Here is a 26,113-nt window from a genome sequence, read left to right as displayed (position 1 = left end):
GCATGTGTGGACACGCGCGGCGCATCGCCGCTCGCCCTCACACGCCCTCCAGCCGCCACGGCTCCCGCTGAGCCTTCCATTCCTGGTGAGCGTCCTGTTCCCATCCCTTCGACTCGGCAGCCTGCTCCTGCTCGTCGCCACGCCGGCCCTCGCGGCCCGCCCGCTGACGATGGAGCAATCCGTTGCACTCGCCCTTGAACGCAGCCCTCGACTCATCGCCCAGAAGGCCGAAGTGGCCTCGGCCCAGGCCCTGCTCTCCGGGGCCTCACTCCTCGCCCAGACGAACCCGGAGCTCCAGGCCGCCGTCGGCCCGCGCTTCCGGGGCGCGGAGAGCACCCTCATCGACGTCAACGTCGGCATCAGCCAGCAGCTGGAGCTCTTCGGTCAGCGAGGTGCCCGCAAGGACGCCGCGACAGCCAGCGTCGCCGCCAGTCGCGCGCGCATGGCGGCCCTCCAGGTGGACCTCGCCGCCGAGGTCCGTGAGGCCTTCGGCAAGGCCCTGGCCGTCGAGCAGGAGCTCCTGCTCGCCCAGGACGCCCTCGCGCTCGCGGAGGAGGGACGCCAGGCCGCCGAGGAGCGGCTGAAGGCCGGCGCCGCCTCGCGCATCGAAGTGAACACCGCGCGGGTGGAGCTGGGCCGCGCCCAGAAGGAGCGGGCCCGCGCCGAGCAGCAGCGCACGCAGACCCTGGCGGAGCTGCGGCTCCTGCTGGGCGTCGAGGCCGACGAGGAGCTCTCCCCCCAGGGCGCGCTCCCCACCGAGGCCGCGGCTCCGCCCGCGCTCGCCGAGCTCCTGCGGCAGGCCACCGCGCAGCGCGCGGACCTGAAGGCAGCCACGGCCGAAGTGGAGGCCGCGGAGGCGGAGGTGCGGCTCGCCCGGAAGGAAGCCCTGCCCCGCCCCAGCCTCGGCATCAGCTACGGCCGGGAGGAAGGCAACGACATCATCCAGGGGACGCTCGGCATCGACCTGCCCCTCTTCAATCGCAACCAGGCCGGCAAGGGCCTCAGCTCCGCCAGGGAGCGCGCGGCACGGGAGACCCTCGCCGCCACCCAGCGCTTCGTCCGCTCCGAGGTGGAGCTGGCCTTCCATCGCTATCGCACCGCGCAGGCCGGCGCGGCCGTCTTCGGAGGCGACGTGCTGGCCGCGCTTCAAGAGAACCTGAAGCTCGTCACCGAGGCGTACCGCGCCGGCAAGGTCGACTTCCTCCAATTGCTCATCATCCGGCGCGAAGCCCTCACCGCACGCCTTGGCTACATCGAAGCGCTCGAGGAGCTGAACACCGCGGAAGCCCAACTCAAGAAGGTCGTGGGAGCCATTCAATGAACGCGTACACGCATCTGTCCGTCCTGTTGGCCACCACCCTGCTGCTGACGGGTTGCTCCGAGAAGAAAGACACCACGCGCCCGGACGCCCCCCCGCCCGCGGCCCGCTCCGGCAAGGATGACCACGACCACGAGGAGGGTGAGTCCCACGGCAAGCCCGAGGGCGACGCCCACGGTGACGAAGGACACGAGGAGGTCATCACCCTCACCCCCGAGGCCGCCCGCTCCGCGGGGCTGGAGTTGGCGCGCGCCGAGTCCAAGCCGCTGGTCAACGGCATCAGCGTCCCGGCTCGCATCACCTTCACGCAAGGCGGCGTCGCCAAGGTCGCCTCGCGCGTCCCTGGGCGCATCGACACGCTCGCCGTGTCGCTGGGCCAGAAGGTGAAGAAGGGCCAGGTGCTGGGACACCTGGACAGTCCGGAGCTGGGCCAGGCCCGCGCGGACTACCTCTCCGCGGCCATCAAGGCGCGCGTGGCGGAGGCCAACTTCCGCCGCGAGTCGGACCTGCTCGCCAAGGGCATCACCAGCGAGCGGGAGATGCGCGAGGCGGAGAGCGCCTTCGTCACCGCGCAGGCGGAGCGCAACGCGGCGGACGGGCGACTGCACGCGCTGGGCATGTCCGACGCGGACATCGCCACGCTGCGCGCCAACGAGCACTACAGCTCGCGCTTCCCCGCCGTCAGCCCCATCGCCGGCACGGTGGTGGAGATTCAAGGCACCGTGGGCCAGGCGGTGGAGCCCACCACCTCGCTCTTCACCGTGGCGGACCTCTCCGAGCTGTGGGTGCTGCTGGACATCAGCGAGAGCCAGCTGTCGCGCGTCCGCACGGGCCAGTCCGTGGAGCTCACCGTGCAGGCGCTCCCCGGCCAGCGCTTCACCGGCCAGGTGAGCCACATCGGCGACCTCGTCGATGAGAAGACGCGCACCATCCCCGTCCGCGTGGTGGTGGCCAACACCGAGGGGGCCCTCAAGCCCGGCATGTTCGCGCAGGCGGAGCTCGCCACCACGTCCACGCTCCCTCAGGCGCCCCAGGAGACCGCGCGGCTGGTGGTCCCCCGCGAAGCGGTGCAGACGGTGGGGGCGAAGCAGGTCGTCTTCATCCCCTCGGGTGAGCACCGGTTCCAGCCGGTGGAGGTCCGCACGGGCGCCAGCTCCTCACGCGAGGTGGAGGTGCTCTCGGGGCTCGAAGCGGGTGCGTCCGTCGTCGCGAAGGGCGCGTTCATCCTCAAGTCCGAGCTCTCCAAGGAGAGCATGGGCGAAGGCCACTCTCACTAGGCGGCCACCATGTTCGACAGACTCATCCACTTCTCCATCAAGAACCGCCTGCTCATCTTCGTCCTGACGCTGGTGCTCGTCGGGTTCGGGCTGAACGCGCTGCGCAAGCTCCCCATCGACGCGGTGCCGGACGTCACCAACGTGCAGGTGCAGATTCTCACCTCGTCACCGGGGCTGGGCCCCGTGGAGGTGGAGCGCTTCATCACCGTCCCCGTCGAGACCTCCATGAGCGGGCTGCCGGACACGGAGGAGATTCGCTCCGTCTCCAAGTTCGGCCTGTCCGTCGTCACCGTCGTCTTCGAGGAGGGCGTCGACATCTACTTCGCGCGCCAGCTCATCCAGGAGCGACTGGCCGCCGCGAAGGAGAGCATCCCCCCGGGCTATGGCTCGCCGGAGATGGGCCCCATCTCCTCGGGCCTGGGAGAAATCTTCCAGTTCGAGGTGCGCGGCGAAGGCACCGACGCCATGGAGCTGCGCAGCATCCTCGAGTGGCAGATCTCCCCCCGACTGCGCTCCGTCCCGGGCGTCGTCGAGGTCAACGCCTTCGGCGGCGAGCTGAAGACCTACGAAGTGCAGGTGGACCCCACGCGTCTCACGGCCTACGGCTTGTCGCTGAGCCAGGTGTTCGAGGCGCTGGAGCAGAACAACGCCAACGCCGGTGGCGCGTACATCGCGCGCGGCCCCGAGCAGGTGCTCATCCGGGGCGAGGGCCTGGTGGAGACGCTGGAGGACCTGCGCGACGTTGTCCTCTCCACGTCTTCGCAAGGTGTCCCCATCTACGTCCGCGACGTGGCCACCGTGGCCTTCGCGCCCAAGGTCCGGCAGGGCGCGGTGACTCGCGATGGGCGCGGCGAGGCCGTCACGGGCATCGTGATGATGCTCATCGGCCAGAACTCGCGCGAGGTGGTCAACGACGTGAAGGCGGAGGTGGAGAAGATTCGCCCCACGCTGCCGCCGGGCGTCACCCTCGATACGTTCTACGACCGCACGGACCTGGTCCGGAAGACCATCCACACGGTGGCCAAGAACCTCATCGAGGGCGGCGTGCTCGTCATCGTCGTCCTCTTCGTGATGCTGAGGAACCTGCGCGCGGGCCTGCTCGCCGCCGCGGCCATTCCGCTGGCGATGCTCAGCGCGTTCATCGGCATGCGGGCGCTGGGCATCTCCGGCAACCTCATGTCGCTGGGCGCCATCGACTTCGGCCTCATCGTCGATGGAGCCCTCATCATCGTGGAGAACGCCGTCCGCCACATCTCCGAGAAGAGCCACGACCTGGGACGCGCCCTCACCCCCGAGGAGCGGGACGAGGTCGTCGCCACGAGCGCCGTGGAGGTCCGTCAGGCGGCCGCCTTCGGCGAGCTCATCATCGGCGTGGTGTACCTGCCCATCCTCGCCTTGAGCGGCATCGAGGGGAAGATGTTCAAGCCCATGGCCATCACCGTCATCTGCGCGCTGGCCGGGGCCTTCGTGCTGTCGCTCACCTTCGTCCCCGCGCTGGCGTCCGTGCTGCTGCCGCTCCGGGCGAAGGAGCAGGAGAGCATCATCGTCCGGGGGGCTCGCCGCGTGTACGGGCCCGCGCTGTCGTGGTGCCTGCAACGCCGCGGCATCGTCGTCGGCGTCGCGGGAGGGCTGCTCGCGCTGAGCCTGGCCACGGTGCCCTTCCTGGGCGCGGAGTTCATCCCCCGCCTGGACGAAGGCGCCATCGCGCTGCAGGCGTGGCGCGTGCCCTCCGTGTCGCTGGAGGAGTCGGTGCGGCAGACGACGCTCATCGAGAAGGTGCTCAAGCGCTTCCCGGAGGTCACCACGGTGGTGTCCCGCACGGGCCGCGCGGAGATCGCCACGGACCCGATGGGCGTGGAGATCAGCGACATCTTCGTGATGCTCGAGCCGCATGAGGAATGGACCACCGCGAAGGACCGGGAGGGGCTCGTCACGGCCTTCAACGCGGCGCTGGCGAAGGAGGTGCCGGGCAGCCTCTTCAGCTACTCGCAGCCCATCGAGCTGCGGGTGAGCGAGCTCATCGCTGGAGTGCGCTCGGACGTCGCGGTCAAGCTCTACGGCGAAGACCTCGACGTGCTGAAGCAGACGGGAGACAAGCTCGTCGCCTCGCTCTCCAAGGTGCCCGGGGCCGCGGACGTCAAGGCGGAGCAGGTCGCGGGGCTCCCCGTGGCCCGCGTCCAGATAGACCGCAAGGCCATCGCCCGCTACGGCATCAACGCCCGGCAGGTGCTGGACACCATCGAGGCCATCGGCGGCCGGGAGGTGGGCACGGTGGTGGAAGGCGCGCGCCGCTTCGCGCTCCAGGTCCGCTTCGCGCCCGACTCACGCGCCACCGTGGAGCAACTGGAGAGCCTGCGGGTGGCCAGCCCCTCCGGACAACTCATCCCGCTCTCGGAGTTGGCCCGCATCGTCGTGGAGGAAGGCCCCGCGCAGGTGAGCCGGGAGAACATCCAGCGGCGCCTCACCATCGAAGCCAACGTGCGCGGAAGAGACCTCCAGGGCTTCGTGACGGAGGCGCAGGCGGTCATCGCGCGCGACGTGAAGCTGCCCTCGGGCTACTGGGTGGACTGGGGTGGCCAGTTCGAGAACCTCCAGTCGGCCTCGCGGCGGCTGGCCTTCGTGGTGCCGCTCACCCTGCTGCTCATCTTCGTGCTGCTCTACGCCACGTTCAACGCGGTGAGGCCCGCGCTGCTCATCTACCTCAACATCCCGTTCGCGATTACCGGCGGACTGCTGGCGCTGCTCGCGCGCGGCATGCCGCTGTCCATCTCCGCGGCGGTGGGGTTCATCGCGCTGTTCGGCGTGGCGGTGCTCAACGGGCTGGTGCTCGTCTCCTCCATCCGCAAGCTGCGACAGGAAGGACTCTCCGCGGTCCAGGCGGCCCACGACGCCGCCCACCTGCGGCTGCGCCCGGTGCTCACCACCGCGCTGGTGGCCTCCCTGGGCTTCCTCCCCATGGCGTACTCCACCGGCGCCGGCGCGGAGGTGCAGAAGCCCCTGGCCACCGTCGTCATCGGCGGGCTCTTCAGCAGCACCCTGCTCACACTGCTGGTGCTACCCACCGTGTATTCCTGGTTCGACCGGAGCCGCTCCAAGCAGGTCTCCAGTCCCCCTCAGGTCCTCGCGTCGGCGCCGCCCCAGGAGCCGCTCCCGGCGGAAGGCCACACGGCCTGAAGCGGAACAGCAGAACGTGGGTGAATACCCGCGCCGCGCCTCCGTTCTCAGCGCGGCGTGGGTAGCGCGCTGCCCGCCCGGAGCCTCCGGGTTCCGAGCGGGCGCCCATCGTCTTGAGCGCGCGCGGTGTCCTTGCGACAATTCCGACAGGACACCTACAACCCAGTTGCTGAACATCCGAGGGTCTACATGATGTTTCGAAGGAACGTTCTCGGCACCCTGCTGAGCGTGGGGCTGCTGATGGCGTTGAGTGCTCAAGCCGAGGTGGTCTACGCCCAGGCCAACTTCGTGCTCAACAAGAAGCAGGTCTCCGGGGTGAACTACCGGAACAAGGGTCTGGTGATTCCCGTCGGCACCAAGGTCGAGGTCCTGGACAAGGACGACGACGAGGTGGAGTGCCGCGTCGTCGAGACGGGCGCCAAGTTCAGTTTCGTATCCCATAAGAGCCTGGGAAAAGACGCCGAGGAGATGTTCCCCTCGTTCTTCGGCCCGAAGGACCCCGCCGAGCGCATCGCCGCGCTGACGCCCGAGGAGCAGAAGCAGGTCAAGGCCGGGGAGCTGGCCAAGGGCATGACTCGCGAGGCCGTGCTGCTGACGGTGGGTCCGCCGCCGCCGCACCGCACGCCGACGTTCGGCAGCAGCAAGTGGACCTACTGGAGCTCGAAGTTCTCCACGTTCGAGGTGGTGTTCGACGCGGACGGCAAGGTCATCTCCTACGGTGACGAGCCCGCCCCGGCGCCCGCTGCCGCGCCGTCCGCCCCGCCGCCGCCCCCGGAGCCGACGTTCTTCTTCTCCACCGCGAATTTCCACTTCGACGACGCCACCCTGTCCTGGGTGAACTACCGCAAGGGTCCCATCATCCCGTTCAACACCCGCATCGAGGTGCTGGACAAGGGCTCCTCCAAGGTGAAGTTCCGCATCGTGGAGACGGGCAAGGAGTTCACGTTCGAGAACGACGACCGCTCCGGCGCGGACACCTGGTTCCTGTTCAAGGCGTCGTTCGCGGAGCAGGACCAGGCCTCCAAGCTCGAGTCCCTGTCCGCCGAGGACCGCAAGAAGGTCTCCGCGTCGGAAGTGGTGCCGGGCATGTCCCGCGCCGCCGTGCGCATGGCGTGGGGCCCGCCGCCTCCGCATGAGACGCCGACGTACAACTCCAACACCTGGTTCTACTGGAAGGGCAAGTTCACCAAGGTGCAGGTGAAGTTCAACGACGAGGACAAGGTCGTCTCCGTCGAGTAGTCCGCCTCACCCGCCCGGGCACCCGGCCTTCGCCAGGTGCCTGGGCGTGTCACGTCACGCGGCCTCGTCGAGGAGTCGACGGAAGGCCTGGACGACCTCCGCGTCGGTGACGTCACCCAGCCCTTCGGTGACCTCGAGTTCGGCGTCGACGATTCCGGGCACGCGCGTGGGCCCGAAGTGTCCAAGCCAGATGCGCGATTCCTTCGCCAGGGTCAGGGCGCGCAGCGAGAGCGCCTGGGCGTCGCCTCGAAGGAAGAGGCGGAACATGTTCGTCTGGGCGGGACGTGGGTTCACCGTCAGCCGGGGGTCCGCGGCCAGGGCCTCGCTCAACGTCTTCGCGCGGCCGACCAACGCGGGCAGCCCCTTGAGCGCGCCGTCCAGGCGCATCGCCGCCGAGGCGACGTAGGGATAGTGGTGGAAGAGGTTGCCACCGTGCCGGTGGCGCCACACGCGAGCCTCGCGGATGAAGTCCTCGCTCCCCACGAGCATGGCGCCACCCAGTGCGTCGATGCGCTTGTAGAGGGACACGTAGACCGAGTCGAACCCCTTGCAGATGTCCGCGAGCGGGCGGCCGTAGAAGGGCTGGCATTCCCAGAGGCGAGCCCCATCCATGTGCAGCTTCACGCCCTTGCCGCGACAGGTCCGCTTGAGCTCCTCGAGCTGCTCCCACGTCTGGAGCTGTCCTCCCAGCCAGCGCACCGGCAGCTCGACGCTGACGCTCCCGAGGGTGTCCGGCGAGTCCCGGACATCGGCGGCGAGCAGGGGACGTGTCCAGGGCGAGAGGATGATGTCGCGCAGGCCGTGCAGGACGACATGGCTGCTGTCTTCGTGCAGCACATGGTGCGAGGACGGATGGAGGCCCACGTTCCGATTGCCGTGCGCGTCCGCGTAGATTCGCAGGGCGCTGAGCTGGGCCATGGTGCCCGTGGGCATGTAGCAGCCCGCGGGGAAGCCCAGCATCGTGGCGAGCTTCTTCTCGAAGGACTCAATCAGCGCCCCTTGTCCGTAGAAGTCGCCACCGACGCCCTGCCCTCGCATCCATTCGCCGACGGCGATGAGCTCCGAAGCGGGGTCCTGGGCCACCTTTCCCGCGAGAGAGCCGCGGCAGGCGCGCCGAATCGCGTCGAACTCCGCGTGGGTCGGCCAGGTGGGAGCGGGCTTGCCGGCTTTCGGAGGCGCGGGCGTCGCGGCCTGCGACACCGTCGACAGCAACGCGGTCCCCGCGAGCAGGCGGGTCAACGAGAGGAACTCACTGCGGCTGAAGCGATGCTGTGGCATCGAGCACTCCTTCGGGCACGGATGGCCGTCGTTCCGCCCAGTCTAGTCCCGTGTCCGAAGTCGCTCGGGCGATTCCCGCCTCCGCTACAGCCCCATCCCAGATGCGGACGACCGCCTCACCAGACGCCCACCTGCGTCAGGGCTCGGGGAAGCCGTTGCGCGCCCATGCGTTGGCGACATCTCGGGTGAACTTGAAGTTCATGGCCACGCGATGCTTGGCGACTGTCGCCCCCGCGTCGTCGATGGCCGAGAGCATCGCGTGGGGCTCGTACTCATCCGCCACGATTTCCAGCCGGACCTCGTACCAGCGGCCCTCCCAGGCGATGGAGAGCTTCTTGGTCAGGGCCTGGTCGCGCTGTCGAGCCGAGCGGTCGAGGACCTCCGAGGCCGTCTTCACGAAGGTCGCGAACGCGGGCGCATCAAAGGGCTTGGGGTTCTTCTTGTCGCGGCCCATCACCCACGGGCTGATGAGGACGGGCTCGGGAATCCCTTGCTTGCGGATCTCCACGGCCCAGCCGTCATCCTCCTCGTTCTTGATGACCCGGGCCGCCCAGCCGTTCTTCCTCCAGAACGTGGGCTCCATCACTTCGGGCTCGGCAGGTGTGCGCTCGTCACTCATGGGTGTTCCTCATACCTTCCGGCCGCCATTTTCCAGAGCGGAGAATGGACTCCCCTTGCTCCCTCGGAAGTATCGCTCCCGCCCCTGACGTGGCGGGTCTCATGCCCCCGGGTACAGGGCCTCCGCCAGGTGACTGGGCGTGTAGCCAGCCAAGCGGACGCAGGTGCGCGCCAGGTGTGCCCCGAGCTCGACGTCAGCGTGGCCATCGCGGGGCTGGAGACGACCCAGTTGGCGACGGGCATGCGCGACCTGCTCCGCGCCGCGGTGAAGGCCGGCACGGAGTGCAGGCCCGCCCCCTGAGGACTACGGCCCGACGGCGCGAATCGAGTCGATGTCGAACTGGATGCCCGCGCCCGACACCGGGTCCAGGCGAAGGTCCGTGATGGTGCCCGACCAGCCGGGCACTCCCGCCATGTCCAACGTCACCACCTGATAGGCGCCGCCGCCGGTGTACCCGACAGTGGCCACGCGCCCGGCGGCGAAGCCCGGCTGCGTGTCCGTGGCGAAGAACAGCTGCACCCCGGTGTTCTGGCTCGCCTTCATGCGGACCTGAATCCTCGGGACGCGGCTGGCGGCGAAGTTGAAGGCGCTGTTGACGACCATCGCGTCTCCGTTCCCGGTGGAGGTGCCCGTGAACACGCCTCCCGCCACACCCTGCCCGCCCAGGTTGGCGAAGGTGGACCAGCCCTCGAAGTCGCCAGCGGTGTCGAACCCCGCCAGCAGGTCCGCGGCATCGAACGGGTGGCGGGCTCGGCTGATCTCCACCGCATCCGTCACCTGGTCCCCGTCCGTGTCGAGCGGCGGCACCCCGAAGTCGGTGGTCCAGAAGAGCTGGAAGCCCTGGCTCTTCCCCGTCGCGACCGCCTTGACGTACACGTCGCCCCCCGGCTGGACGTAGTACCCCGAGCTCGCGGCGGAACGCAGGCTGGCGAGTGAGGCGTGCGACGTGAAGCTCGCCTGATTGGAGAAGAACCCCAGTCCTCCCAGCCTCCCGAAGTCCTTGAAGCGCGCGACGTAGAAGTCGCCCACCGAGGCGTCCGCCATCGTCATCGTCACCAGCTTCCCCGGCGGGAGCGACTCATAGGCATAGGTGTACTCGAAACCCTCGTTGACGATGAACGGGAGCTGGTGCCACTCGCGATACCCGTCGACGTAGTAGACGTGGGCCGTGGGGGTCCCCGCCTTCTCGCGTGTGCAGGTGATGTTGGGGGTGTCCGGGAACGCCTCTCGGTAGGTGAGCAGGGACAGCACGAACCGGTGGTCACCGCGGTACGTGTTCACCCAGTTGGCCGGGCGATACTCGTCCCCCACGCGCATGAACGGGTGGCTGGAGACAATCGTCGTGTTGGGCTTTCCGCTGACGCCGCCCGTGACGTCGCGCACCGCGATGGACCAGTAGCGCGGATGCCCGGGGTGGTTGGCGTGCGTGTCCTTTGTCGGCGGGATATCAAAGTTCTCCAGGCGGATGCGCGGCGGCCCCGCGGGCGCCACCGTGTTGTTCGTGAACACGTGGTTGGGGTGCTTGGTGGCCGCGCCCGTGTTGATGAGGAGGTTCGCGTTGGCGGCATCCCAGCCGATGAAGTGGGAGTCGCGCACCTGGCCCGCGCCGTCATACACGCGGTAGGCGAAGCGCTCGACGCTGCCGGGGAGGAGGCTCGCTCCCGAGTCCGCCACGAACACGCTCTGCTCGACGACGCTGTAGCTGGCCAGCATGGAGCCCACCACGTTGTCGACCAGGACGTTGTTCCGGAAGATGAGGTTCTCGGTCGGCCCTCCCGCGCCGATGCCGGTGTAGATGCCCAGCGAGTTCGCGTACCAGGTGCTGTCCTCGATGACGTGCGGGCTCGCGTCGTTCCAGCCCCAGTTGGGCACGATGGAGTGGCCGGAGGACAGCCTGTCGAAGACGTCGAACCCGGACATGGTGCTGTGGGCGCTGTTGCCCTTGAAGGAGATGAGCGGCCGGGAGTCGGGCTTCAGGTCCCTGAAGCGCGGGTGGTTCTCGGAGGCCCCCATGGGCTTCGTGGGGAACGCGAACCAGAAGCCCGTGCCCTGGGTGCCCGCCGCGACGTTGTCCTCGAAGGTGTTCTCCGGGTTGGTGATCCAATAGCTCGCCGGCGTGCGGTTCTGGATGACATCCAGCTCGTTGTCGGACGGGGTGACGGCCTCGCCCACCTTGGGCCTGCGCGTGAGCAGCGTCACGTTGCCCTTGATGACGTTGAAGCGCTCGCTGCCGTCCTCCAGGAACACGCCATGACCGATGTGGTCATAGAAGAAGTTGTCCTCCACCCGCGTGCTCTCCGTGCCGTGGATGGTGATGGCCCGGTTGTAGGAGTGGTGGACGCTGGAGCTCCGGAAGTACTGCCCCTCCCCCACCTCGGCCAGCATGTGCCAGTGGAAGGGATACCGCGCCAGCTTCGCCTTCTGCCCCATGTTGGCCAACTCCACGCCGCTGACGTACGCGCGGGACTGGCCCATGACCATGATGTGGCCGCCGAACCCCGAGGCGTTGGCGAGCGTCGCGTGCCCCTTCACCAGGATGTTGTGGGTGAGCAGGCCCACCTCGGCGCGAAGGTCCGCCGTCCAGCTCCGGGTGGGCGAAGCGAACGTCTTCACCACGCCGGAGTGCGCGAACGCGAGCGCGCTCGACAAGGTCACCCGCGTGCCGCCCGGGTGCACGGTGGCGATGGTGCGCTGCTCGGCCTCGTTCCAGTTCGTGTGGCTGGACACGACCACGATGCTGTCACCGGCCCGCCAGTCCACCGGCTGCGCCAGGAAGATGTCGGTGGCGCCCGCCGCCACGCTCTGCGAGAGCCGCGTCCAGCTCACCCGCTCCTCTCCGTGCAGGTGGAGGGTTCCACTCCCCATGGCCCCCAGGAAGTTGTTGCCCATGCCCATGACGTCGAGCTGGGTGTCCGTGGCGTTGAGCGTGAAGGTCGCCTGGGAGGGATAGGGCGTGCGCTCCTGCCCCAACTCCAGCAGCGAGCCGACGCCCATCACCATCACGTACTGCGTGGTGACATCGACGTCCCGGTTCTGCACGCCCAGCAACTCCCCGCCCACCGTGATGCTCCGGGGGGTGAGGACACCGTCCATGCAGACGGCGCTGCCCAGGCCCACGGTGGCGTCGTCGCTGGGACCGGGCACCGTGCCACCCCAGACCAGGGGGTCCTTCCAGTCGTGCACCGACTCCAGGCGCAGGTCATCCACCAGGCCCGTGTGGTCACCCGGGCGCGTGTCCACGCCGGTCAGCCGCACGGTGACGGTGCCCGCCTCCAGCCACAGCACCGTGGAGACCTGCTCCACGTACTGCGTGCTCGTCGGCCGGAAGTGCCCCACCTGCGTCCCGTTGACCGCGATGACGATGTCCTTGGCCGGAGGCTGGGTCGGGTCGGTGCCCCGGAGCGCCGCCTTGAGGCGGAAGCGGTGGTAGCCGCGCGGCACCGCCACATTGAGGGTTGCCGAGGACGAGCCCTGGAGGAACAACACCTGACCGCCCTCCGGCGCCACGGGATTGCCCACGGTGAAGGCCGTGGCATTGCGGCTCAGGCCCGCGCCGGGCCCGAAGCTCCACGGCCCTCCCGCGGGTGCATAGACATAGCCCGGGGAGGCGGGCAGCGCGGGGGACTCGAAGCCCGAGAGGGCGACGTCCCGCACGCGCGTCACACTGAAGTCATCCACGAAGGCCGTGCTGTCCGTGCCCTGGGGATTGAGCCCGTGCAGGGCAACCGTGTGGGAGCCGGACGTCAGGAAGAGGGGCGCCGAGGTGAAGCGCTGGTACGTCGCTCCCGTGGGGGTGAAGGACTGGCGCGGGCTGCCATCCACCCGAAGCTCCAGTTGTTGTGTGCTGGGAAGGTTGCCTCGCTGCGCCGCCATGAAGCTGAAGACATACGCACCCGCGGGCAGGCTCCAGGTCCGGGAAGCGGAGGCCACACCCTGGAGGAGCAGCACCTGGGCGCCTTGCGGAGCGGCGGGGTTGCCCGAGGTGAAGGCCGTGTTGTTGCGCGAGAGGCCCGCGCCATTCACAAACGTCCAGCCCGACCCCGCGGGCGCGATTTGATATCCCGGCGAGGCAGGCAGCGCGGGGGTCTCGAAAGAGCCATTGGGGAGACCGGAGACGGTGGACGACGCGGAGCTTCGGCTGACGGCGTCCGCGTCACTCGGGGATGACAGCACCGCCACGGCGAGGAGGGAAACCCAACCCGACATGAATGTCTTCATGTCCCCATCTTGCGCGCCGGGCGTGGGCGCCCGTCAACGACACATCAAGTCACGCGGGTTGGAGGAATTTTCCATCCACCAGATGGTCAATCACTTCCTTGGCGGAATGCGGGTCCAACCGCACCTTGGCGCCGAGCTGACTCACCGCGCTCGACACCGTGGTGGGTCGCGCGAAGGTACCGAGCGCCGCCAGCAGGATGGCGCCATCCTCGCCTTGCACGAGGGCGGGGTCGGAGAACTTGCGAGGTTGCAGCGTGGGCGCGCAGCTCAGGGTGATGCCGTCCACGGAGCGGACGACCGTCACTTCTTCTCCGGCGACTCGCGCGGGCGCGCGGTGGCTGCCCAACCAGTCCCCCAGGGTGAAGCGCCGCGCCGCGGAGGCGGTGTTCACCAGCCGGGTGCGGCCGTTGACGCTCACGTTCCGCCGGGTGTCGCGGTGCTTCCAGGCCATCGCGTCCACCTGGTCGGAGGTGCGCTGCACCGCGGCCTCCAGCTTCGCGTCCTTGAAGCGAATCATCGGCACCGACACGTCGCCCGGCTCGCGCCGCTCGAAGTAGTCGAGGAACTCGGTGAAGGTCTTCGCCTCGCTCACCATGTCGAAGCGCGCGGGGTGCTCGGTGACGAGCGCGCCCGGCTGTGCTTCGAGCCGCTGATAGCCAATCACGCAGTCCAGGTCGATGATGCGCTCCACGAGCTTCACCTCTTCGGCGAGCGTTGCCTGGCTGGCGAAAGGCAGTCCTCCGATGCCTGAGATTTCGACGGACAGGTTCGGGTGGCGGCGGCTGCCTTCGATGAGCGCGATGAGTTCGGCGTCCTTCGCGCAGGGCTTGAGCAGGCCGCGCTTCATCTGCTCCAGGCGCTGCTGCTCCGAGAAGCAGCCGATGTCGACCACCATGTAGACGCGCTCGAACGTGCGAGCGAGCGCGTCCACCAGCTCGATGCGTGGCACGCCCCAGAGGAAGTACGTGCAGCAGTGGCGCGACAGGTCCACGCCCGCCCAGGTGCTCCCGAGGAACTCCGCCGAGCTGCCCGCGAAGTCGTAGCGCATCTGCCACGTCCGGGAGGCAATCTCCTGGTGGTCCTTGCGGACGCTCTCCTCGGCCCGCAGGAAGGGCTTCGCGCGGCCGAAGGCGGCCTTCTGGTTGCCACGGGCCCCGCCGCAATACAGGCAGTTCTCTCCGCAGCCCTTGCCCGGCGCGACCCAGCCCGAGAAGGAGTTCAAGTCGATCTGGCTCAGGAAGAGCTCGTCGAAGTGCGAGTAGTAGATGTCCTCGCTGTTGGTCGCGCCCTGCACGTAGCCCAGGGGCAGCCGGGTGGGCTTTCCATCCGGAGTCCGCGTCACGCAGTTGGGTGGCGTGGGGTTGCCCTGGCAGATGGAGAGCAGCGGCACCTCGCCGTCGCCCAGGACGACGTAGTCGATGCAGTCATAGGTGCTCAGCTCGCGCCACCAGTACGACGCGGAGTTGCCGCCCATGACGACGCGAATCGACGGGTCTATCTTCCGCAGCGTCCGGGCGATGAGCAGCGCGCGGTCGACGTGGTGGAACCACTTGAGGCTGATGCCCACCAGCTTCGGGCGCACCCGGCGGACCAGGCTCTCGAGCGAGCGCACGACCTCGGCGGGCGTCTCGTCACCGTCGTAGAGGCGGACGAAGGCCTCGATGCCTCCTCGGCGCAGGTAGCTCGCCAGGTAGAGGATGCCGCACGTGGCCTCCCCCGTTCCGGCACCGACGAGAAGCACTGGCGAGAGCACACGACCACCACCCATGGACTGACCACCGACCTTTCCGAGGCCGCCCACAGTAGACGATTCGGGGCCTCGAGGACGGAATGGGTTGCGGGCTTCGTTCAAGGCCCGCCTGCCTCCTGCCGGGGCAGGCACCGAAGCCCCCTTCGCTGGATATCCCCGCCCGCCCCCGCCACCGAAGCGCGCTTCGCGCCGGGGGGCCTCGCGCCCAGAGGGAACACGGCGTCCTCCAAGGCTGGCACACGCGCTGCTACGGCCCTCCTCAACCGGCGGCCACATCTGCCGGGCCACCACACGAGGACCTGACCCATGCATGACGTGGATCGTACCTACCAGGAGCAGGAAGACGAGTCGTTCGAGTTCGAGTTCAACACCGAGGAGGAATGGGGGGAGGTGTTCAACGAGAGCGAGCTGAACGAGCTCGCCATGGAGTTGTTGGAGGTGGGCAATGACCAGGAGCTCGAGCAGTTCCTGGGCAGCCTCATCAAGAAGGCGGGCTCCGCCATCCGCAAGGTGGTGTCCAGCCCCACGGGTCAGGCGCTGGGCGCGAAGCTCAAGAGCCTGGCCAAGCAGGGCCTCGTCGCCGGAGGTCGCGCCGTCGGCAACATGGTGCTCCCCGGGCTGGGCGGCGCCGTCGGCGGCAAGCTGGGCCAGCGCGTGGGCCAGGCCTTCGGGTTGGAGCTGGAGGGGCTGAGCCAGGAGGACCGCGAGTTCGAGGTGGCCAAGCAGTTCGTGCGACTCGCCGGCAATGCCTCTCGCGCGGCGCTCTCCGCGGGGGAAGGCGCCTCGCCGCAGCAGGCGGTGGGCGCGGCCATGCAGCAGGCCATCCAGCGCTATGCCCCTGGGCTCGCGGGCGCCGCCACGCCTCCACGCGCGGGCACGGCGACCAGCGGCCGCTGGGTGCGCAAGGGCAACAAGATCATCCTCCACGGAGTCTAGCCCGCCATGGCCGCCAGCTCCTTCGCCTCCTGGATGTTGTCGCAGGAGGCTCGCGCCCTGCTCACCCGGCTGGAGCGCATCAAGTCCTTCGCCATGTCGGAGACCATGGTGCCCGCCGCCACGCTCTCCATGGCGGCCCAGGCCGCGGTGGAGCGCTACCTGGTCCAGGGGCGCCGGGAGCTGCGGACCCAACTCCACCAGTACATCGCCTGGGTGGAAGGCCCAGAAGGCCGCTGGGCACCACCCGCGGAGGCCCAGCGGCGCTTCACCTTCCTGCGACTGCGCTTCAACGTCGTGCTGTCGCACTTCGACATCTTCAGCGAGGCCCTGAGCCAGCGCAGCGAGGCGGAGAGCGGCGTGTGGCTTGCCGGGCTGGACGTGCTCTCTCGCGACGCGCTGGAGCTGCCCGGCTACTACGACGCCCCACCCGTCATCTGCTACCTGGCCCGAGGCCCTGGCGCCGCCATCCGGCGCGCACGCACCCGCCTGCCCGGCGGTGGCGACAACCCCGCCGCCCTCATCCGCATCCCACGTGAGCGGATGATTGGCAGCAGCCTCGCCTCCTCGCTCTTCCACGAGGTGGGCCACCAGGGCGCGGCCCTGCTCGACCTGGTCGCGTCGGTGCGCATGGCGTTGCGCGGCCTGACGCACGACACGCTCGGGGAAGCCTTCGCCTTCGGGCTGTGGGAGCGATGGATTTCAGAGGTCATCGCCGATGTCTGGTCCGTGGCCCGCGTGGGCGTCACGTCCACGGTGGGACTGATGGGGGTGGTGAGCCTGCCCAGGCCGTTCGTGTTCCGGCTCACCACGGACGACCCGCACCCCATCCCATGGATTCGCGTGAAGCTGAGCTGCGAGCTGGGCGCGCAGCTGTTTCCCCATCCCCAGTGGGCGCGGCTGGCCCGGCTGTGGGAGGAGTTCTATCCCGTGCGCGGGGCGTCCGAGCGCTCGCGGGAGACGCTGGCGCTGCTCGAGGCCAGCCTGCCTCGCTTCGTGCGGTTCCTCCTGGAGCACCGCCCCGCGGCCTTGCGAGGCCACACGCTCGCGGAGGTCTTGAAGACACAGGAGCGGCAGCCGGCGCGGCTCGGCGCGCTCTACCGGCAGTGGCGCCAGAAGCGCTCCGGCATCCAGGAGTCGCCGCCGTCGTTGGTGTTCGCGGTCATCGGTCAGGCCAGGGCCGATGGCGTGCTCTCCCCCGAGGAGGAGAGCCAGGTCCTGGCCGAGCTTCTCAAGTACTGGGCGCTGCGCAGCACGCTCGACGCGTCCGAGACCTGCGCCTCGCTCTCCAAGTCACGGGCTCTCGCGTCGGCGCTCCAGGCGCCTGCGCTGCCGCGCAACTCCGTCATCTAGCTTTGGAGGAAGAACATGCCTCGCGTCACACTCGTCGTCTCTCGCACCACCGTCACCCCAGGACCCTCCGGCGCCCAGGTGACGCTCACCGCCACCGCGGATTCCCCCAACCCCGAGGCCGCGCATCGGGTCTTCGAATGGAGCGTGGACGAAGGCACCGTCACGCCCCGCCAGGTCCAGCTCCGAGGCGCCGACGTCGAGGCCGCCACCACCTGGACGCTGCCGCCCATGGCGCAGGAGCGCGAAGTCACCGTGCGCGTCACGCTGCGCGAGTACACCCGCGACCTCAACGAGGACCCCTCCTCCATCGCGGAGGCCAAGCAGCGGGTGCTCGCGCTCGCCGGCGGTGTCCCCGATGTCCGACAGGCGGTCCGCGAGGCCATCAACGAAATCAAGCCGCTCGCGCTGAATGACGGCTCCGACAACTTCGTCCGCGTGGGGTTGCAGCGCACGCAGCACCCATACACCACCGACGCCATCCTCTGGATGGTCATCCGGAAGACGTCCAACAACCTGTCCTTCACCAACTACAGCAACTTCGTCGACACGAGGCTCTTCGAGTCTCCGGGCTCCAACTCGACCCCCACGCCGCCGTCGACACACCGCCCTCGACTCTCCGGAGTGGACATCTTCCGGAAGCTGCGGGCGTTGACCGAGAGCTTCCTCGTGGTGAACACCGGCGTGTTGGTGAAGTTCGAGGAGATGCTCAAGACCCTGGACCCGGTGGAGGAGGGAGGCCGACTGGGCAGACCGCTGCCCAACAAGGAGTTCCCCACCCTCTGGTCGGACTACCTGGTCAACGTGAACGGGAGCACGGAGGAAGCGCTCCCGTACCTGGCGCTCATCCGCAACAAGTTCCCCGAGCTGCCGTTCATCGTGCCGGCGAACCTGACCGACGACGACGTCTCGAATTGTTACGACGCCCTCCAGAAGAAGCTGAGCCAGCCGCTCCTCCTGGAGCTCATCTGGAACTACTGGCACGAGGAGGGAATGCTGGTCCAGTCGGTGAACGCCATCAGCCAGCGCTTCCAGAACGTGCGCGGCCCGGGCCTGAGAGACCCGTTGGCGAACATGGAGATCGACCCGCTGCGGCCGCTCAACAGCGTGCTGTGGGGCTACTTCCAGGATGAGCAGCGCCGCCTGAGCGTCGTGCGCCGCGCGTACGAGTACGACCACGAATACGGCATCACGCTGCACGGCAAGGCGGTGGCGGGGATTCGCACGGCGGACCGGCGCTCCAAGTTCCTGGAGGCCTTCCACAACCTGCTCCACCTCTGCGTGCAGTTCTTCCGCAAGGACGACGACACCACCGTGGTGTCGGACGGCTTCCCGGTGCTCAACGCGCTCAAGGAGACGCACTACCTGCTGGCGCAAGGGGCCCACAACCAGTTCGGGGACCTGCCGTCGACGGCACGGCAGGAGATGCTCATCCAGCAGTGGCTGTTGGCGCGCCCGGAGATGCGCGAGTTCCTCGGCGGCCGGGTGATGGTCCCCTACCCCGAGCCGTGGATGGACCGGGTGGATGCGATGAAGACGCTCCAGGGCTGGACGGACATCAGCTCCGTGCACTTCCACGAGCTGGGGGTCTTCGGCGAGCAGGTGCTGCTCTCGGTGCGCTACGGCGGCTGGAGCATCTCCACCGACCCGGCCCAGGCCGCGAACTGGGCGCGCTACTGGCGGCCGGAGATCCAGGGCTACATCCACGCGTATCGCGCCGTCACGGGCGTGGACCTGACCGTGGAGCTCACCGACCCGCAGCGGCTGTCCGAGCGCGATGTGCCGCCCTCGGTCCACCTGCGCAATCGGCTCGCGAGCCAGCGCAGGCGGTAGGGAGCTCGACGCCCGTGCTCGACTTCACCTCCTCGCTCTACCTGGGGCTGGTGCATGCCAGCCGGACGCTCGAGCCCTGGGAGCAGCTCACCCTGGGCGCGCCCGCCGTCGTTGAAGAGCCCGCCTCCGTGGCCAGGACGGAGCGCGACCTGGCGGAGCTGGTGGGCTGTGACCGCGCGCTGCTCTCCCGGTCCACGCTGCATGTGTTCTGGGATGTGTTCAGCGGGCTGGAGGGGCGCCGTGTCTCCTTGTTCTGGGACGACGGCGCCTATCCGATAGCGAAGTGGGGCATCGAGACCATGGCCGCGCGAGGCGTTCCCGCGCGCGGGTTCCACCACCACTCGCCCGAGAGCCTGGCGCGGAGAATCCTCTCGTTGGACCCGGGGCGCCTGCCGGTGGTGGTCTGCGATGGCTGGTGTCCGGGCTGCGGGGAGCTGGCGCCGCTCGAGGCGTACCTGGACCTGGTCCGTGCGCATGGAGGGCTGCTCATCGTCGATGACACCCAGGCCGTGGGCGTGCTCGGGCGACGGCACAGGGGCTTGCCGCTGGGGGTGGGCGGTGGGGGCTCGCTGCGATGGGAAGGGCTTCAAGGGCCGGATCTCTTGTGGTGCGGCTCCCTGGCGAAGGCGTTGGGGGTGCCCATGGCGGCGGTGGCGGGGGATGCCAGGGTGGTGGCTCGCATCGAGGCACGCGGAGAGACGCGTGTGCATTGCAGTCCACCGTCGGTCGCGGACCTGCATGCCGCGCAGCGGGCCCTCGCCATCAATCATCGGGAGGGGGACGCCCTTCGCCGCGCGCTGGCCCAGCGTGTGGCCCACTTCCGCGAGCGACTGCGGCTTGCGGGGCTGAGCGCCCTGGGCGGGCCGTTCCCCGTGCAGAGGGTGCTGCTGCCCTCGGGGGTGGACTCGCGCCGGGTCCACGAGCGGCTGCGGCACAAGGGCGTTCGCACCGTGCTCCAGCGCTCACGCTGCGGGCCGGAGGTTTCGGTGAGCTTCATCCTCACGACCCGGCACGGCGCGCCGGAGCTGACCCAAGCCGTGGACCTCCTGACCGAGGCGCTCCACGACGAACATCACGAGAGGACACGTCATGAACGAGTGGCATGAAGGTGAAGACACGCGAGCGCGCGAGGGGACGGAGGAGTCCTTCATCCAGCGGCCTCGCACAGCGCCCCAGCGCAAGCCGCGGGGCACCACGAGGGCCGCGAGCACGGACCGCCGCCCGGGAGGAGTTCGGGTCACCACCACCCGGCGCGCGGGCAGCAAGAAGCGCGTCGCGGCGAAGGCGGGCCGGGGACTGTGGAAGCCGAACCCGAAGCGGCGTTGGCCTCGGCATCGGCCGTGGCGCTTCCTGGGGGTGGGACCTCGGCTGCCCCTCGTGGTGGAGCCGATTCCGGAACCTCCACCCGAGGCGAGCCCGCCACCACCCCCACCGCCACCGCGAAACACCGCGTCGGGTGGCTCCGCGCCTCCGCCCGAGCCGCCTCCGTACGAAGATGACGCACCGGTGGACGACGTGCCGGAGGAGCCCGGGGATGAGCCCACCGAGCCCGATACGCAAGAGGAGCTCCTCACGTCCGGGCCGCGCATCTCGTGGTCGAAGGTGACGGTGGAGCGATATCCGTTCACCCGCTTCCCTGACGGTGGCGGGGTGTACGTCGTGGAAGAGGAGGGACGCCCGCTCTTCGTGGGTGCGACGCCCCACTTCCAGGAGCACTGGAGGGAGCGGCTGTCCTCGCTCTACCAGATGGGTTTCACACGTCGGGGAGGGCGGCTGCTCCGGCCCCTCACCCTCTGGTTCGCCAGGCTCCAGCCCAACACGCCACGCGCCCGCAAGCAGGTGCAACGCGCCCTCTGCCAGGCCCTGCCACGCGTGGGCGTCGTGCGCACGGGCACGCTGCGCAACCCGGGCTTCGTCGAGGAGGGCCCTGACGACGACCTGTCCACCCTCCCCGGCCTGTTCCCCCACAGCACCTGGGGACGCCAGGCCGCCCAGGCGCTGAGGAACATCCCGCTTCGCTAGTCCTCCTGTTGCGCGCGCCGGAGCTGGAGCGCGCGGTCCGTGACCCCCAGTCGCCGGGCCGCGCGCTGGAGGTTGCCCTCCTCTTCCGCGAGCACCAGCCGAATCGCCATCTCCGAGGCGCTCCGGCCAATCTCCTTCAGCCCCATCCCCATCGTCAGCGCGTGCTGGACGGCGCGCGCGAAGGACTGGTCCCTCCACTCGCAGAGCCCTTCGAGTGACGGCAGCTCGTCCGAGGGGATGTCGCCCACGGTGATGGGCCCCGAGCCCACGTGCCGCTTGCAGATGCGGCCCATGAGTTGGCGAAGCTCGCGGATGTTCCCCGGGTAGCTGCGCTGGAGCAGGTAGTCGCGCACGCGCGGGTCCAGGACCAGCTCCACGTCGGGCCGCATCGTCCGCAGGAAGTGCAGCGCGAGGGGGAGGATGTCCTCGGGCCGCTCGCGCAGCGGTGGCAGCCGGCAGACCCAGCTCGAGATGCGATGGAAGAAGTCGCGGCGGAAGGAGCCCTGGGTGACCTCCTCGCTCAGCTCGCGATTGGTCGCGCAGACCAGCCGGAAGTCCGCGTGCTGCCAGGTGTTGGAGCCGACGCGCTTGTACGAATGCTCCTGCACCACGCGGAGCAATTGCGCCTGGAGCGCCAGCGGAAGCTCTCCCACTTCATCCAGGAACAGCGTCCCCTCATGCGACAGGGCGAAGGCGCCATCCCGCACGCCCGCGGCCCCCGTGAAGGCACCCCGCTCGTGGCCGAAGAACTCGCTGCCCGACAACTCCGGCACCACCGTGGTGCAATCCAGCGTCACCAGGTCCCCTTTGTGCGCACGCCGGTCGAGCTCGTGGATGAGACGCGCGACCTCCTCCTTGCCGGTGCCGCTCTCGCCGAGGAGCAGCACCGAGGCGTCCGTGAAGGTCGCGACCTCGACAATCTGACGGAGCACGGGGAGCCACGAAGGCGAGCGCCCCACCAGGCGCCGCTGCACCCCGGGCGAGTCGATGATCCTGTCCACGGCGTGCCAGCGCTCCAGCCGGGCGGAGATCTCCGCCACCGCGTCATGAGCGCCCTCCCAGGCAATCACATCCGCGGCCCCTTCGAGGAGCAGCCGCCAGCATGCGCCCTCCCCCAGCGCCTTCTCCGTCGTCGCCACCGCCAGCACCCGCGTCGACGCGTGCAGCCGGCAACCTCGCACGGCCTCGAGCGTCATCGGGCCCACCTCATCGAACACCAGCACCCCGAGGCCCAAGGGAGATGTCCCCTCCGAGCACTCCGGCTCGATGCCCACCCGCGCCAGCGCCTCCATGACCTTCGGACGCATCCCGCTGGCACCACTCCCCACGAAGCGAATCCAGATCCTCATGCGCGTCATGCCCTCGAGCCCCTTGCCGGTCAGGGACCCCTGCTCACCCTGGAGATGGGGTGGCGTCTCATTCAATGAGATGAACGCAGACGGTTCGCTCCTATGACTTCCAGTTCGACGACAACAACTGTCACACGGACGCCAGCCACATGACCCTCTACGTCCAATCCCTTACCCGTGCGAATCCGACAACGGACCCGCAACGCCTCTCATCTGCGGGCGAGTATCCTCACCCTCCAGGGCGAGCCGGCGCCCGGGCGCCTGTCGCGCGGGCGGCGTGAAACAGGCAGCCTGCCCTGACACAGGGAGAGGCACAGGGCCCTGCCCGCCTGAGGCTCCCGCTGGATGCAGTCACACCACAACTTCTGGACGTTTCCCGTGCCCGACTGCGTCAAGGCGTGGAGGTATCGACATGGCGAAGAAGCAACCGAACATCCTCATCATCTGGGGTGACGATATCGGGTGGTTCAACCCGAGCTGCTACCACCAGGGCGCCATGGGGTACCGCACGCCGAACATCGACCGCATCGCGGCGGAGGGGACGCGATTCACCGACTGGTACGGGCAGCAGAGCTGCACGGCGGGGCGCGCCGCGTTCATCACGGGCCAGACGCCGGTGCGGACAGGGCTCACGAAGGTGGGCCTCCCTGGCGCCACGCTGGGCCTCCAGGGCGAGGACCCGACCATCGCCGAGATGCTCAAGGCCCAGGGCTATGTCACCGGCCAGTTCGGGAAGAACCACCTGGGAGACCGCGACGAGTTCCTCCCCACGAACCACGGCTTCGACGAGTTCTTCGGCAATCTCTATCACCTCAACGCGGAGGAGGAGCCGGAGAACCCCGACTACCCCAAGGACCCGAAGTTCCGGAAGCGCTTCGGGCCGCGCGGCGTCCTGCACACGTGGGCGAATCCGGACGGCACGCAGCGCATCGAGGACACGGGCCCGCTGACGAAAAAGCGGATGGAGACGGTGGACGACGAGTTCACCTCCGCGTGCCTCGACTTCATGGAGCGCTCGAAGACGTCGGGCAAGCCGTTCTTCATCTGGTTCAACTCCACGCGGATGCATGTCTTCACGCACCTGCGCAAGGAGTCAGAGGGGAAGACGGGGCTGGGGCTGTATCCGGATGGGATGGTGGAGCACGACGGGCATGTGGGGCAGTTGCTCGACAAGCTGGACGAGTTGGGCATCACGAAGGACACCATCGTGATGTACTCCACGGACAACGGCGCCGAGGTGATGAGCTGGCCCGATGGCGGCAGCACGCCGTTCCGAGGGGAGAAGGACACCAACTGGGAGGGCGGCTGGAGGGTGCCGTGTGTCATCCGCTGGCCGGGGGTGCTGGAGCCGGGCACGGTGTCGAATGAAGTCTTCTCGCACACCGACATGCTCCCCACGCTGGTGGCCGCGGCGGGCGAGCCGGACATCGTGGAGAAGCTGAAGAAGGGCTACAAGGCCGGGAGCAAGACGTTCAAGGTCCACATCGACGGGTACAACCTGCTGCCCTTCTTCAAGGGCGACGTCGAGGAGAACCCGCGCAAGGGCTTCTTCTACTGGAGCGACGACGGCGACCTCGTCGCGGTGCGCGTGGCCCAGTGGAAGGTCCACTTCATGGAGCAGCGCGCGCACGGCCTGGAGATCTGGCGGGAGAAGTTCGTCGACATGCGCATCCCCAAGTTGTTCAACCTGAGGAGCGACCCGTTCGAGCGGGCGGACGTCGACGCGTCGATGTATTACGACCTCTGGTTCGCCCAGCGCGGGTTCGTGCTCGTGCCGGCGCAGGCCCTGGTGGGCGAGTTCCTGAAGACCTTCCAGGCCTTCCCGCCTCGTCAGCGCCCAGCGAGCTTCAGCATCGACCAGGCGCTGGAGAAGGCGCGCGAGAAGCAGCAGGCGCTCGCCGTCACCGCTCCCGAGGACGAGGCCCAGGCCGGGAGCGAAGAACAGCCCGCGGTACATTAGGGCTGGCGGTGGCGTGCAAGACGGCGAGGGAGCAGGTCGCCGTCTTGTCGTGAGGGGTGGGGAGCGTGACGGATGCGTTCCCTCTCCCTGTCACTTCTTCGGAGCCGCGGCTTGCGCCTTCTCCTTCAGCTCCAGGTTGATGAGCACTTTCACCTCGTCCCCCAGAATCGTCCCCCCACTATCCAGCGCGTTGTTCCAGGTGATGCCCCAGTCCTTGCGGTTGAGGGTGCCGGTTGCTTCCAGTCCCCGGACCATCCCCTTCGGCCCCTTGACGGAGCCCAGGTCCTGGACTTGGAGCGTCACGGGCTTGGTGACACCATGCAGGGTGAGGTCGCCGGTCACCTCGTATGCGTCCTTCCCGGTCGACTTCCCAATCTTGGTCGACCTGAAGGTCATCGTCGGGAACTTCGCGGCATCGAAGAAGTCTGGAGACTTGAGGTGCTTGTCCCGGTCAGGGACTCCGGTGTCGATGCTGGCGACGTCGATGGTGAGCGTCATCTTTGATTGAGTGGGGTCCGCGTCGTCGCGGCTGAGAGTCCCCTCCACCTTGTCGAAGCGCCCACGGACGTTGGAGACAAGGTGGCGGATGGAGAACTCCACGGAGGAGTGACTGGAGTCCACCTCCCACTCGGAGGCGACGGCCGGGGAGCTGGAGAGGACAACCATGGCGACCACCGACCACAGCATTCTTTGGCTTCCGAGCATGGATAGGGCCCCTTTTCGGCCGGACCATGCCGCAGGTGTCTCTTCGCCCCAAAAGACAAAGACATTTCATTGTCACCTACGAGACACCCCTGACGGCGGCTGTCCCTCCAGACAAACCACCCTTCGTGCCTCTGTGTTCGATGACTTCCTGGGTGGACCGCCCGCGACGGAGTTCCACCGAACCGACCGAGCGTCGACAAACGCCCCCATGAAACAGCCGGTGCGGGCCTTCTCTGATCGCGTATCATCCATCGATGAGCGATAATTCGGTCTTCGACCGATACCATGCTTGCATCGCGCCTCTCGCGGCCTCCTCGGTGGCGAAAGCGGGTCGGTGCGCGCTGTCGTATGGCCACAATGGCGCCGATCTCGCCCGCGTACGACAGACCCTGACACTGCCCACGGCACTCAAGCGCTTCTACGAGCAGGCTGACTCCATGAAGATCCGATGGCGCCTGCAACAAGGCGCCGCAATCGAGTACCTCGACCGCGAGCTCGACATCGTCGGGGGAGAGGCGAACCTCCTCCCTGTTTCCACATGCGTCGACGGCATCGAAGGCCGACGTGGCGCGGAACTCCTCGACCCGTACAGCTCCTTTCCGGAGGCGCGTGAGCTGCTCGACCGCCTCGCGCCCTTCGATTACTGCGAGGCCGAGTTCGCGGTCTGCCTCGAAATGGAATCGGGCCGGGTCCTCGACCGGCTGCATTTCGTGCCACTCGACGGAGTCGGGGAGATCCGTCCGCTGCCCGTGGGCGTCGAGGACTATCTGCAGCGCGGCTTTGCCATGCGTTTCATCCACCACTGGGTCGAGGCAGCATTCTTCGACAGCCCTGACTGGACGGCGTTCTCGAAGCACTACCTCGTGCAGGTCTTCGGTTCGGAGTAGGAGACCGATGAGAGACGGCTTCTCTGCTGCTGGGTTCGGGTGCCTCGAGCGTTGCTGCGCGGCCCTACAATCCCGCGGGTCTTCGCGCTCGAGTGGCTCGAAGACCCGCGCTTCTTGAAGGTCGTCTCCAGTCCCATGCCGCGCCACGTCGCGAAGCCTCTGAGTCAACCCAGACAGACACCCGACGACAGTCGCCCGGTC

General features: G+C 68.5%; 18 protein-coding genes. 12 read left to right on the top strand and 6 right to left on the bottom strand.

What is annotated here, in order from left to right:
* The first annotated feature begins 85 nt into the window (after positions 1-85).
* The 4 genes from MYSTI_RS09185 to MYSTI_RS09170 all read left to right on the top strand — a co-directional run bounded on the left by MYSTI_RS09185 (position 86) and on the right by MYSTI_RS09170 (position 7,008).
* Positions 86-1,321, top strand: a complete 1,236-nt coding sequence (locus tag MYSTI_RS09185; protein ID WP_233278220.1) for a TolC family protein — start codon at positions 86-88, stop codon at positions 1,319-1,321.
* The gene (locus tag MYSTI_RS09180; RefSeq protein ID WP_015347454.1) at positions 1,318-2,595 is read left to right on the top strand and encodes an efflux RND transporter periplasmic adaptor subunit; all 1,278 of its coding nucleotides are present in this window, start codon (positions 1,318-1,320) and stop codon (positions 2,593-2,595) included. Before MYSTI_RS09185 ends, MYSTI_RS09180 begins: the two co-directional genes overlap by 4 nt.
* A 9-nt stretch (positions 2,596-2,604) precedes the next feature.
* A complete protein-coding gene (locus tag MYSTI_RS09175; RefSeq protein ID WP_015347453.1) occupies positions 2,605-5,769 on the top strand; it encodes an efflux RND transporter permease subunit in 3,165 nt (1,054 codons plus the stop codon).
* Positions 5,770-5,958: 189 nt separating this feature from the next.
* The gene (locus tag MYSTI_RS09170; protein ID WP_015347452.1) at positions 5,959-7,008 is read left to right on the top strand and encodes a hypothetical protein; all 1,050 of its coding nucleotides are present in this window, start codon (positions 5,959-5,961) and stop codon (positions 7,006-7,008) included.
* Positions 7,009-7,062: 54 nt separating this feature from the next.
* Here MYSTI_RS09170 and MYSTI_RS09165 read toward each other — a convergent pair whose 3' ends face one another.
* Together MYSTI_RS09165 and MYSTI_RS09160 are read right to left on the bottom strand one after the other, a co-directional pair.
* A complete protein-coding gene (locus tag MYSTI_RS09165) occupies positions 7,063-8,286 on the bottom strand; it encodes a threonine aldolase family protein (RefSeq protein ID WP_015347451.1) in 1,224 nt (407 codons plus the stop codon).
* 136 nt (positions 8,287-8,422) lie between these two features.
* Positions 8,423-8,905 (bottom strand): hypothetical protein, encoded by a 483-nt coding sequence (locus MYSTI_RS09160; protein ID WP_015347450.1) that lies wholly within the window; start codon positions 8,903-8,905, stop codon positions 8,423-8,425.
* Positions 8,906-9,079: 174 nt separating this feature from the next.
* Here MYSTI_RS09160 and MYSTI_RS45260 point away from each other — a divergent pair, with 174 nt between their 5' ends.
* The gene (locus tag MYSTI_RS45260) at positions 9,080-9,205 is read left to right on the top strand and encodes a hypothetical protein (protein WP_267881057.1); all 126 of its coding nucleotides are present in this window, start codon (positions 9,080-9,082) and stop codon (positions 9,203-9,205) included.
* A gap of 3 nt (positions 9,206-9,208) precedes the next feature.
* Here MYSTI_RS45260 and MYSTI_RS40560 read toward each other — a convergent pair whose 3' ends face one another.
* Entirely contained in the window at positions 9,209-13,123 is a 3,915-nt protein-coding gene (locus MYSTI_RS40560) for a G8 domain-containing protein (protein ID WP_015347449.1), read from the bottom strand.
* Positions 13,124-13,172: 49 nt separating this feature from the next.
* Positions 13,173-14,891, bottom strand: a complete 1,719-nt coding sequence (locus MYSTI_RS09150; RefSeq protein ID WP_015347448.1) for a B12-binding domain-containing radical SAM protein — start codon at positions 14,889-14,891, stop codon at positions 13,173-13,175.
* A gap of 288 nt (positions 14,892-15,179) precedes the next feature.
* Here MYSTI_RS09150 and MYSTI_RS09145 point away from each other — a divergent pair, with 288 nt between their 5' ends.
* From MYSTI_RS09145 to MYSTI_RS42585, 5 genes are read left to right on the top strand one after another with little or no spacing between them, the layout of a single operon-like run.
* Entirely contained in the window at positions 15,180-15,809 is a 630-nt protein-coding gene (locus MYSTI_RS09145; protein ID WP_015347447.1) for a hypothetical protein, read from the top strand.
* Between the two features lie 6 nt (positions 15,810-15,815).
* A complete protein-coding gene (locus MYSTI_RS09140; RefSeq protein ID WP_015347446.1) occupies positions 15,816-17,159 on the top strand; it encodes a hypothetical protein in 1,344 nt (447 codons plus the stop codon).
* 15 nt (positions 17,160-17,174) lie between these two features.
* Positions 17,175-18,989 carry a hypothetical protein gene (locus MYSTI_RS09135; RefSeq protein ID WP_015347445.1) on the top strand — a complete coding sequence of 605 codons (1,815 nt, stop codon included), beginning with the start codon at positions 17,175-17,177 and terminating at the stop codon, positions 18,987-18,989.
* A 14-nt stretch (positions 18,990-19,003) separates the two neighbouring features.
* A complete protein-coding gene (locus MYSTI_RS09130; protein ID WP_015347444.1) occupies positions 19,004-20,095 on the top strand; it encodes an aminotransferase class I/II-fold pyridoxal phosphate-dependent enzyme in 1,092 nt (363 codons plus the stop codon).
* Positions 20,079-21,011, top strand: a complete 933-nt coding sequence (locus MYSTI_RS42585) for a hypothetical protein (RefSeq protein ID WP_015347443.1) — start codon at positions 20,079-20,081, stop codon at positions 21,009-21,011. Before MYSTI_RS09130 ends, MYSTI_RS42585 begins: the two co-directional genes overlap by 17 nt.
* Here the strand turns inward: MYSTI_RS42585 and MYSTI_RS09120 are convergent.
* On the bottom strand, positions 21,008-22,369 hold the full coding sequence (locus MYSTI_RS09120) for a sigma-54-dependent transcriptional regulator (protein ID WP_201768958.1): 1,362 nt from the start codon (positions 22,367-22,369) through the stop codon (positions 21,008-21,010). The two genes, MYSTI_RS42585 and MYSTI_RS09120, sit on opposite strands and share 4 nt — an antisense overlap.
* A gap of 403 nt (positions 22,370-22,772) precedes the next feature.
* Between MYSTI_RS09120 and MYSTI_RS09115 the strand changes: the two genes are divergently transcribed.
* A complete protein-coding gene (locus MYSTI_RS09115) occupies positions 22,773-24,320 on the top strand; it encodes an arylsulfatase (protein ID WP_015347441.1) in 1,548 nt (515 codons plus the stop codon).
* 90 nt (positions 24,321-24,410) lie between these two features.
* Here the strand turns inward: MYSTI_RS09115 and MYSTI_RS09110 are convergent, their stop codons facing one another.
* Positions 24,411-25,007, bottom strand: a complete 597-nt coding sequence (locus MYSTI_RS09110; protein ID WP_144370026.1) for a YceI family protein — start codon at positions 25,005-25,007, stop codon at positions 24,411-24,413.
* Between the two features lie 272 nt (positions 25,008-25,279).
* Here MYSTI_RS09110 and MYSTI_RS09105 point away from each other — a divergent pair, with 272 nt between their 5' ends.
* A complete protein-coding gene (locus MYSTI_RS09105; protein WP_015347439.1) occupies positions 25,280-25,912 on the top strand; it encodes a hypothetical protein in 633 nt (210 codons plus the stop codon).
* The last annotated feature ends 201 nt before the right edge of the window (positions 25,913-26,113 follow it).

This window comes from Myxococcus stipitatus DSM 14675 (assembly GCF_000331735.1).
Taxonomy (GTDB): Bacteria; Myxococcota; Myxococcia; order Myxococcales; family Myxococcaceae; genus Myxococcus; species Myxococcus stipitatus.
This window is presented reverse-complemented; position numbering and strand designations above follow the sequence as displayed.

Coding starts and splice junctions, on each gene's coding strand:
- MYSTI_RS09145 (WP_015347447.1), top strand. CDS start 15,180: ATGCATGACGTGGATCGTACCTACCAGGAGCAGGAAGACGAGTCGTTC.
- MYSTI_RS09180 (WP_015347454.1), top strand. CDS start 1,318: ATGAACGCGTACACGCATCTGTCCGTCCTGTTGGCCACCACCCTGCTG.
- MYSTI_RS09110 (WP_144370026.1), bottom strand. CDS start 25,007: ATGCTGTGGTCGGTGGTCGCCATGGTTGTCCTCTCCAGCTCCCCGGCC.
- MYSTI_RS09120 (WP_201768958.1), bottom strand. CDS start 22,369: ATGACGCGCATGAGGATCTGGATTCGCTTCGTGGGGAGTGGTGCCAGC.
- MYSTI_RS09150 (WP_015347448.1), bottom strand. CDS start 14,891: ATGGGTGGTGGTCGTGTGCTCTCGCCAGTGCTTCTCGTCGGTGCCGGA.
- MYSTI_RS09135 (WP_015347445.1), top strand. CDS start 17,175: ATGCCTCGCGTCACACTCGTCGTCTCTCGCACCACCGTCACCCCAGGA.
- MYSTI_RS09170 (WP_015347452.1), top strand. CDS start 5,959: ATGATGTTTCGAAGGAACGTTCTCGGCACCCTGCTGAGCGTGGGGCTG.
- MYSTI_RS09175 (WP_015347453.1), top strand. CDS start 2,605: ATGTTCGACAGACTCATCCACTTCTCCATCAAGAACCGCCTGCTCATC.
- MYSTI_RS40560 (WP_015347449.1), bottom strand. CDS start 13,123: ATGAAGACATTCATGTCGGGTTGGGTTTCCCTCCTCGCCGTGGCGGTG.
- MYSTI_RS09105 (WP_015347439.1), top strand. CDS start 25,280: ATGAGCGATAATTCGGTCTTCGACCGATACCATGCTTGCATCGCGCCT.
- MYSTI_RS42585 (WP_015347443.1), top strand. CDS start 20,079: ATGAACGAGTGGCATGAAGGTGAAGACACGCGAGCGCGCGAGGGGACG.
- MYSTI_RS09115 (WP_015347441.1), top strand. CDS start 22,773: ATGGCGAAGAAGCAACCGAACATCCTCATCATCTGGGGTGACGATATC.
- MYSTI_RS09165 (WP_015347451.1), bottom strand. CDS start 8,286: ATGCCACAGCATCGCTTCAGCCGCAGTGAGTTCCTCTCGTTGACCCGC.
- MYSTI_RS09140 (WP_015347446.1), top strand. CDS start 15,816: ATGGCCGCCAGCTCCTTCGCCTCCTGGATGTTGTCGCAGGAGGCTCGC.
- MYSTI_RS09160 (WP_015347450.1), bottom strand. CDS start 8,905: ATGAGTGACGAGCGCACACCTGCCGAGCCCGAAGTGATGGAGCCCACG.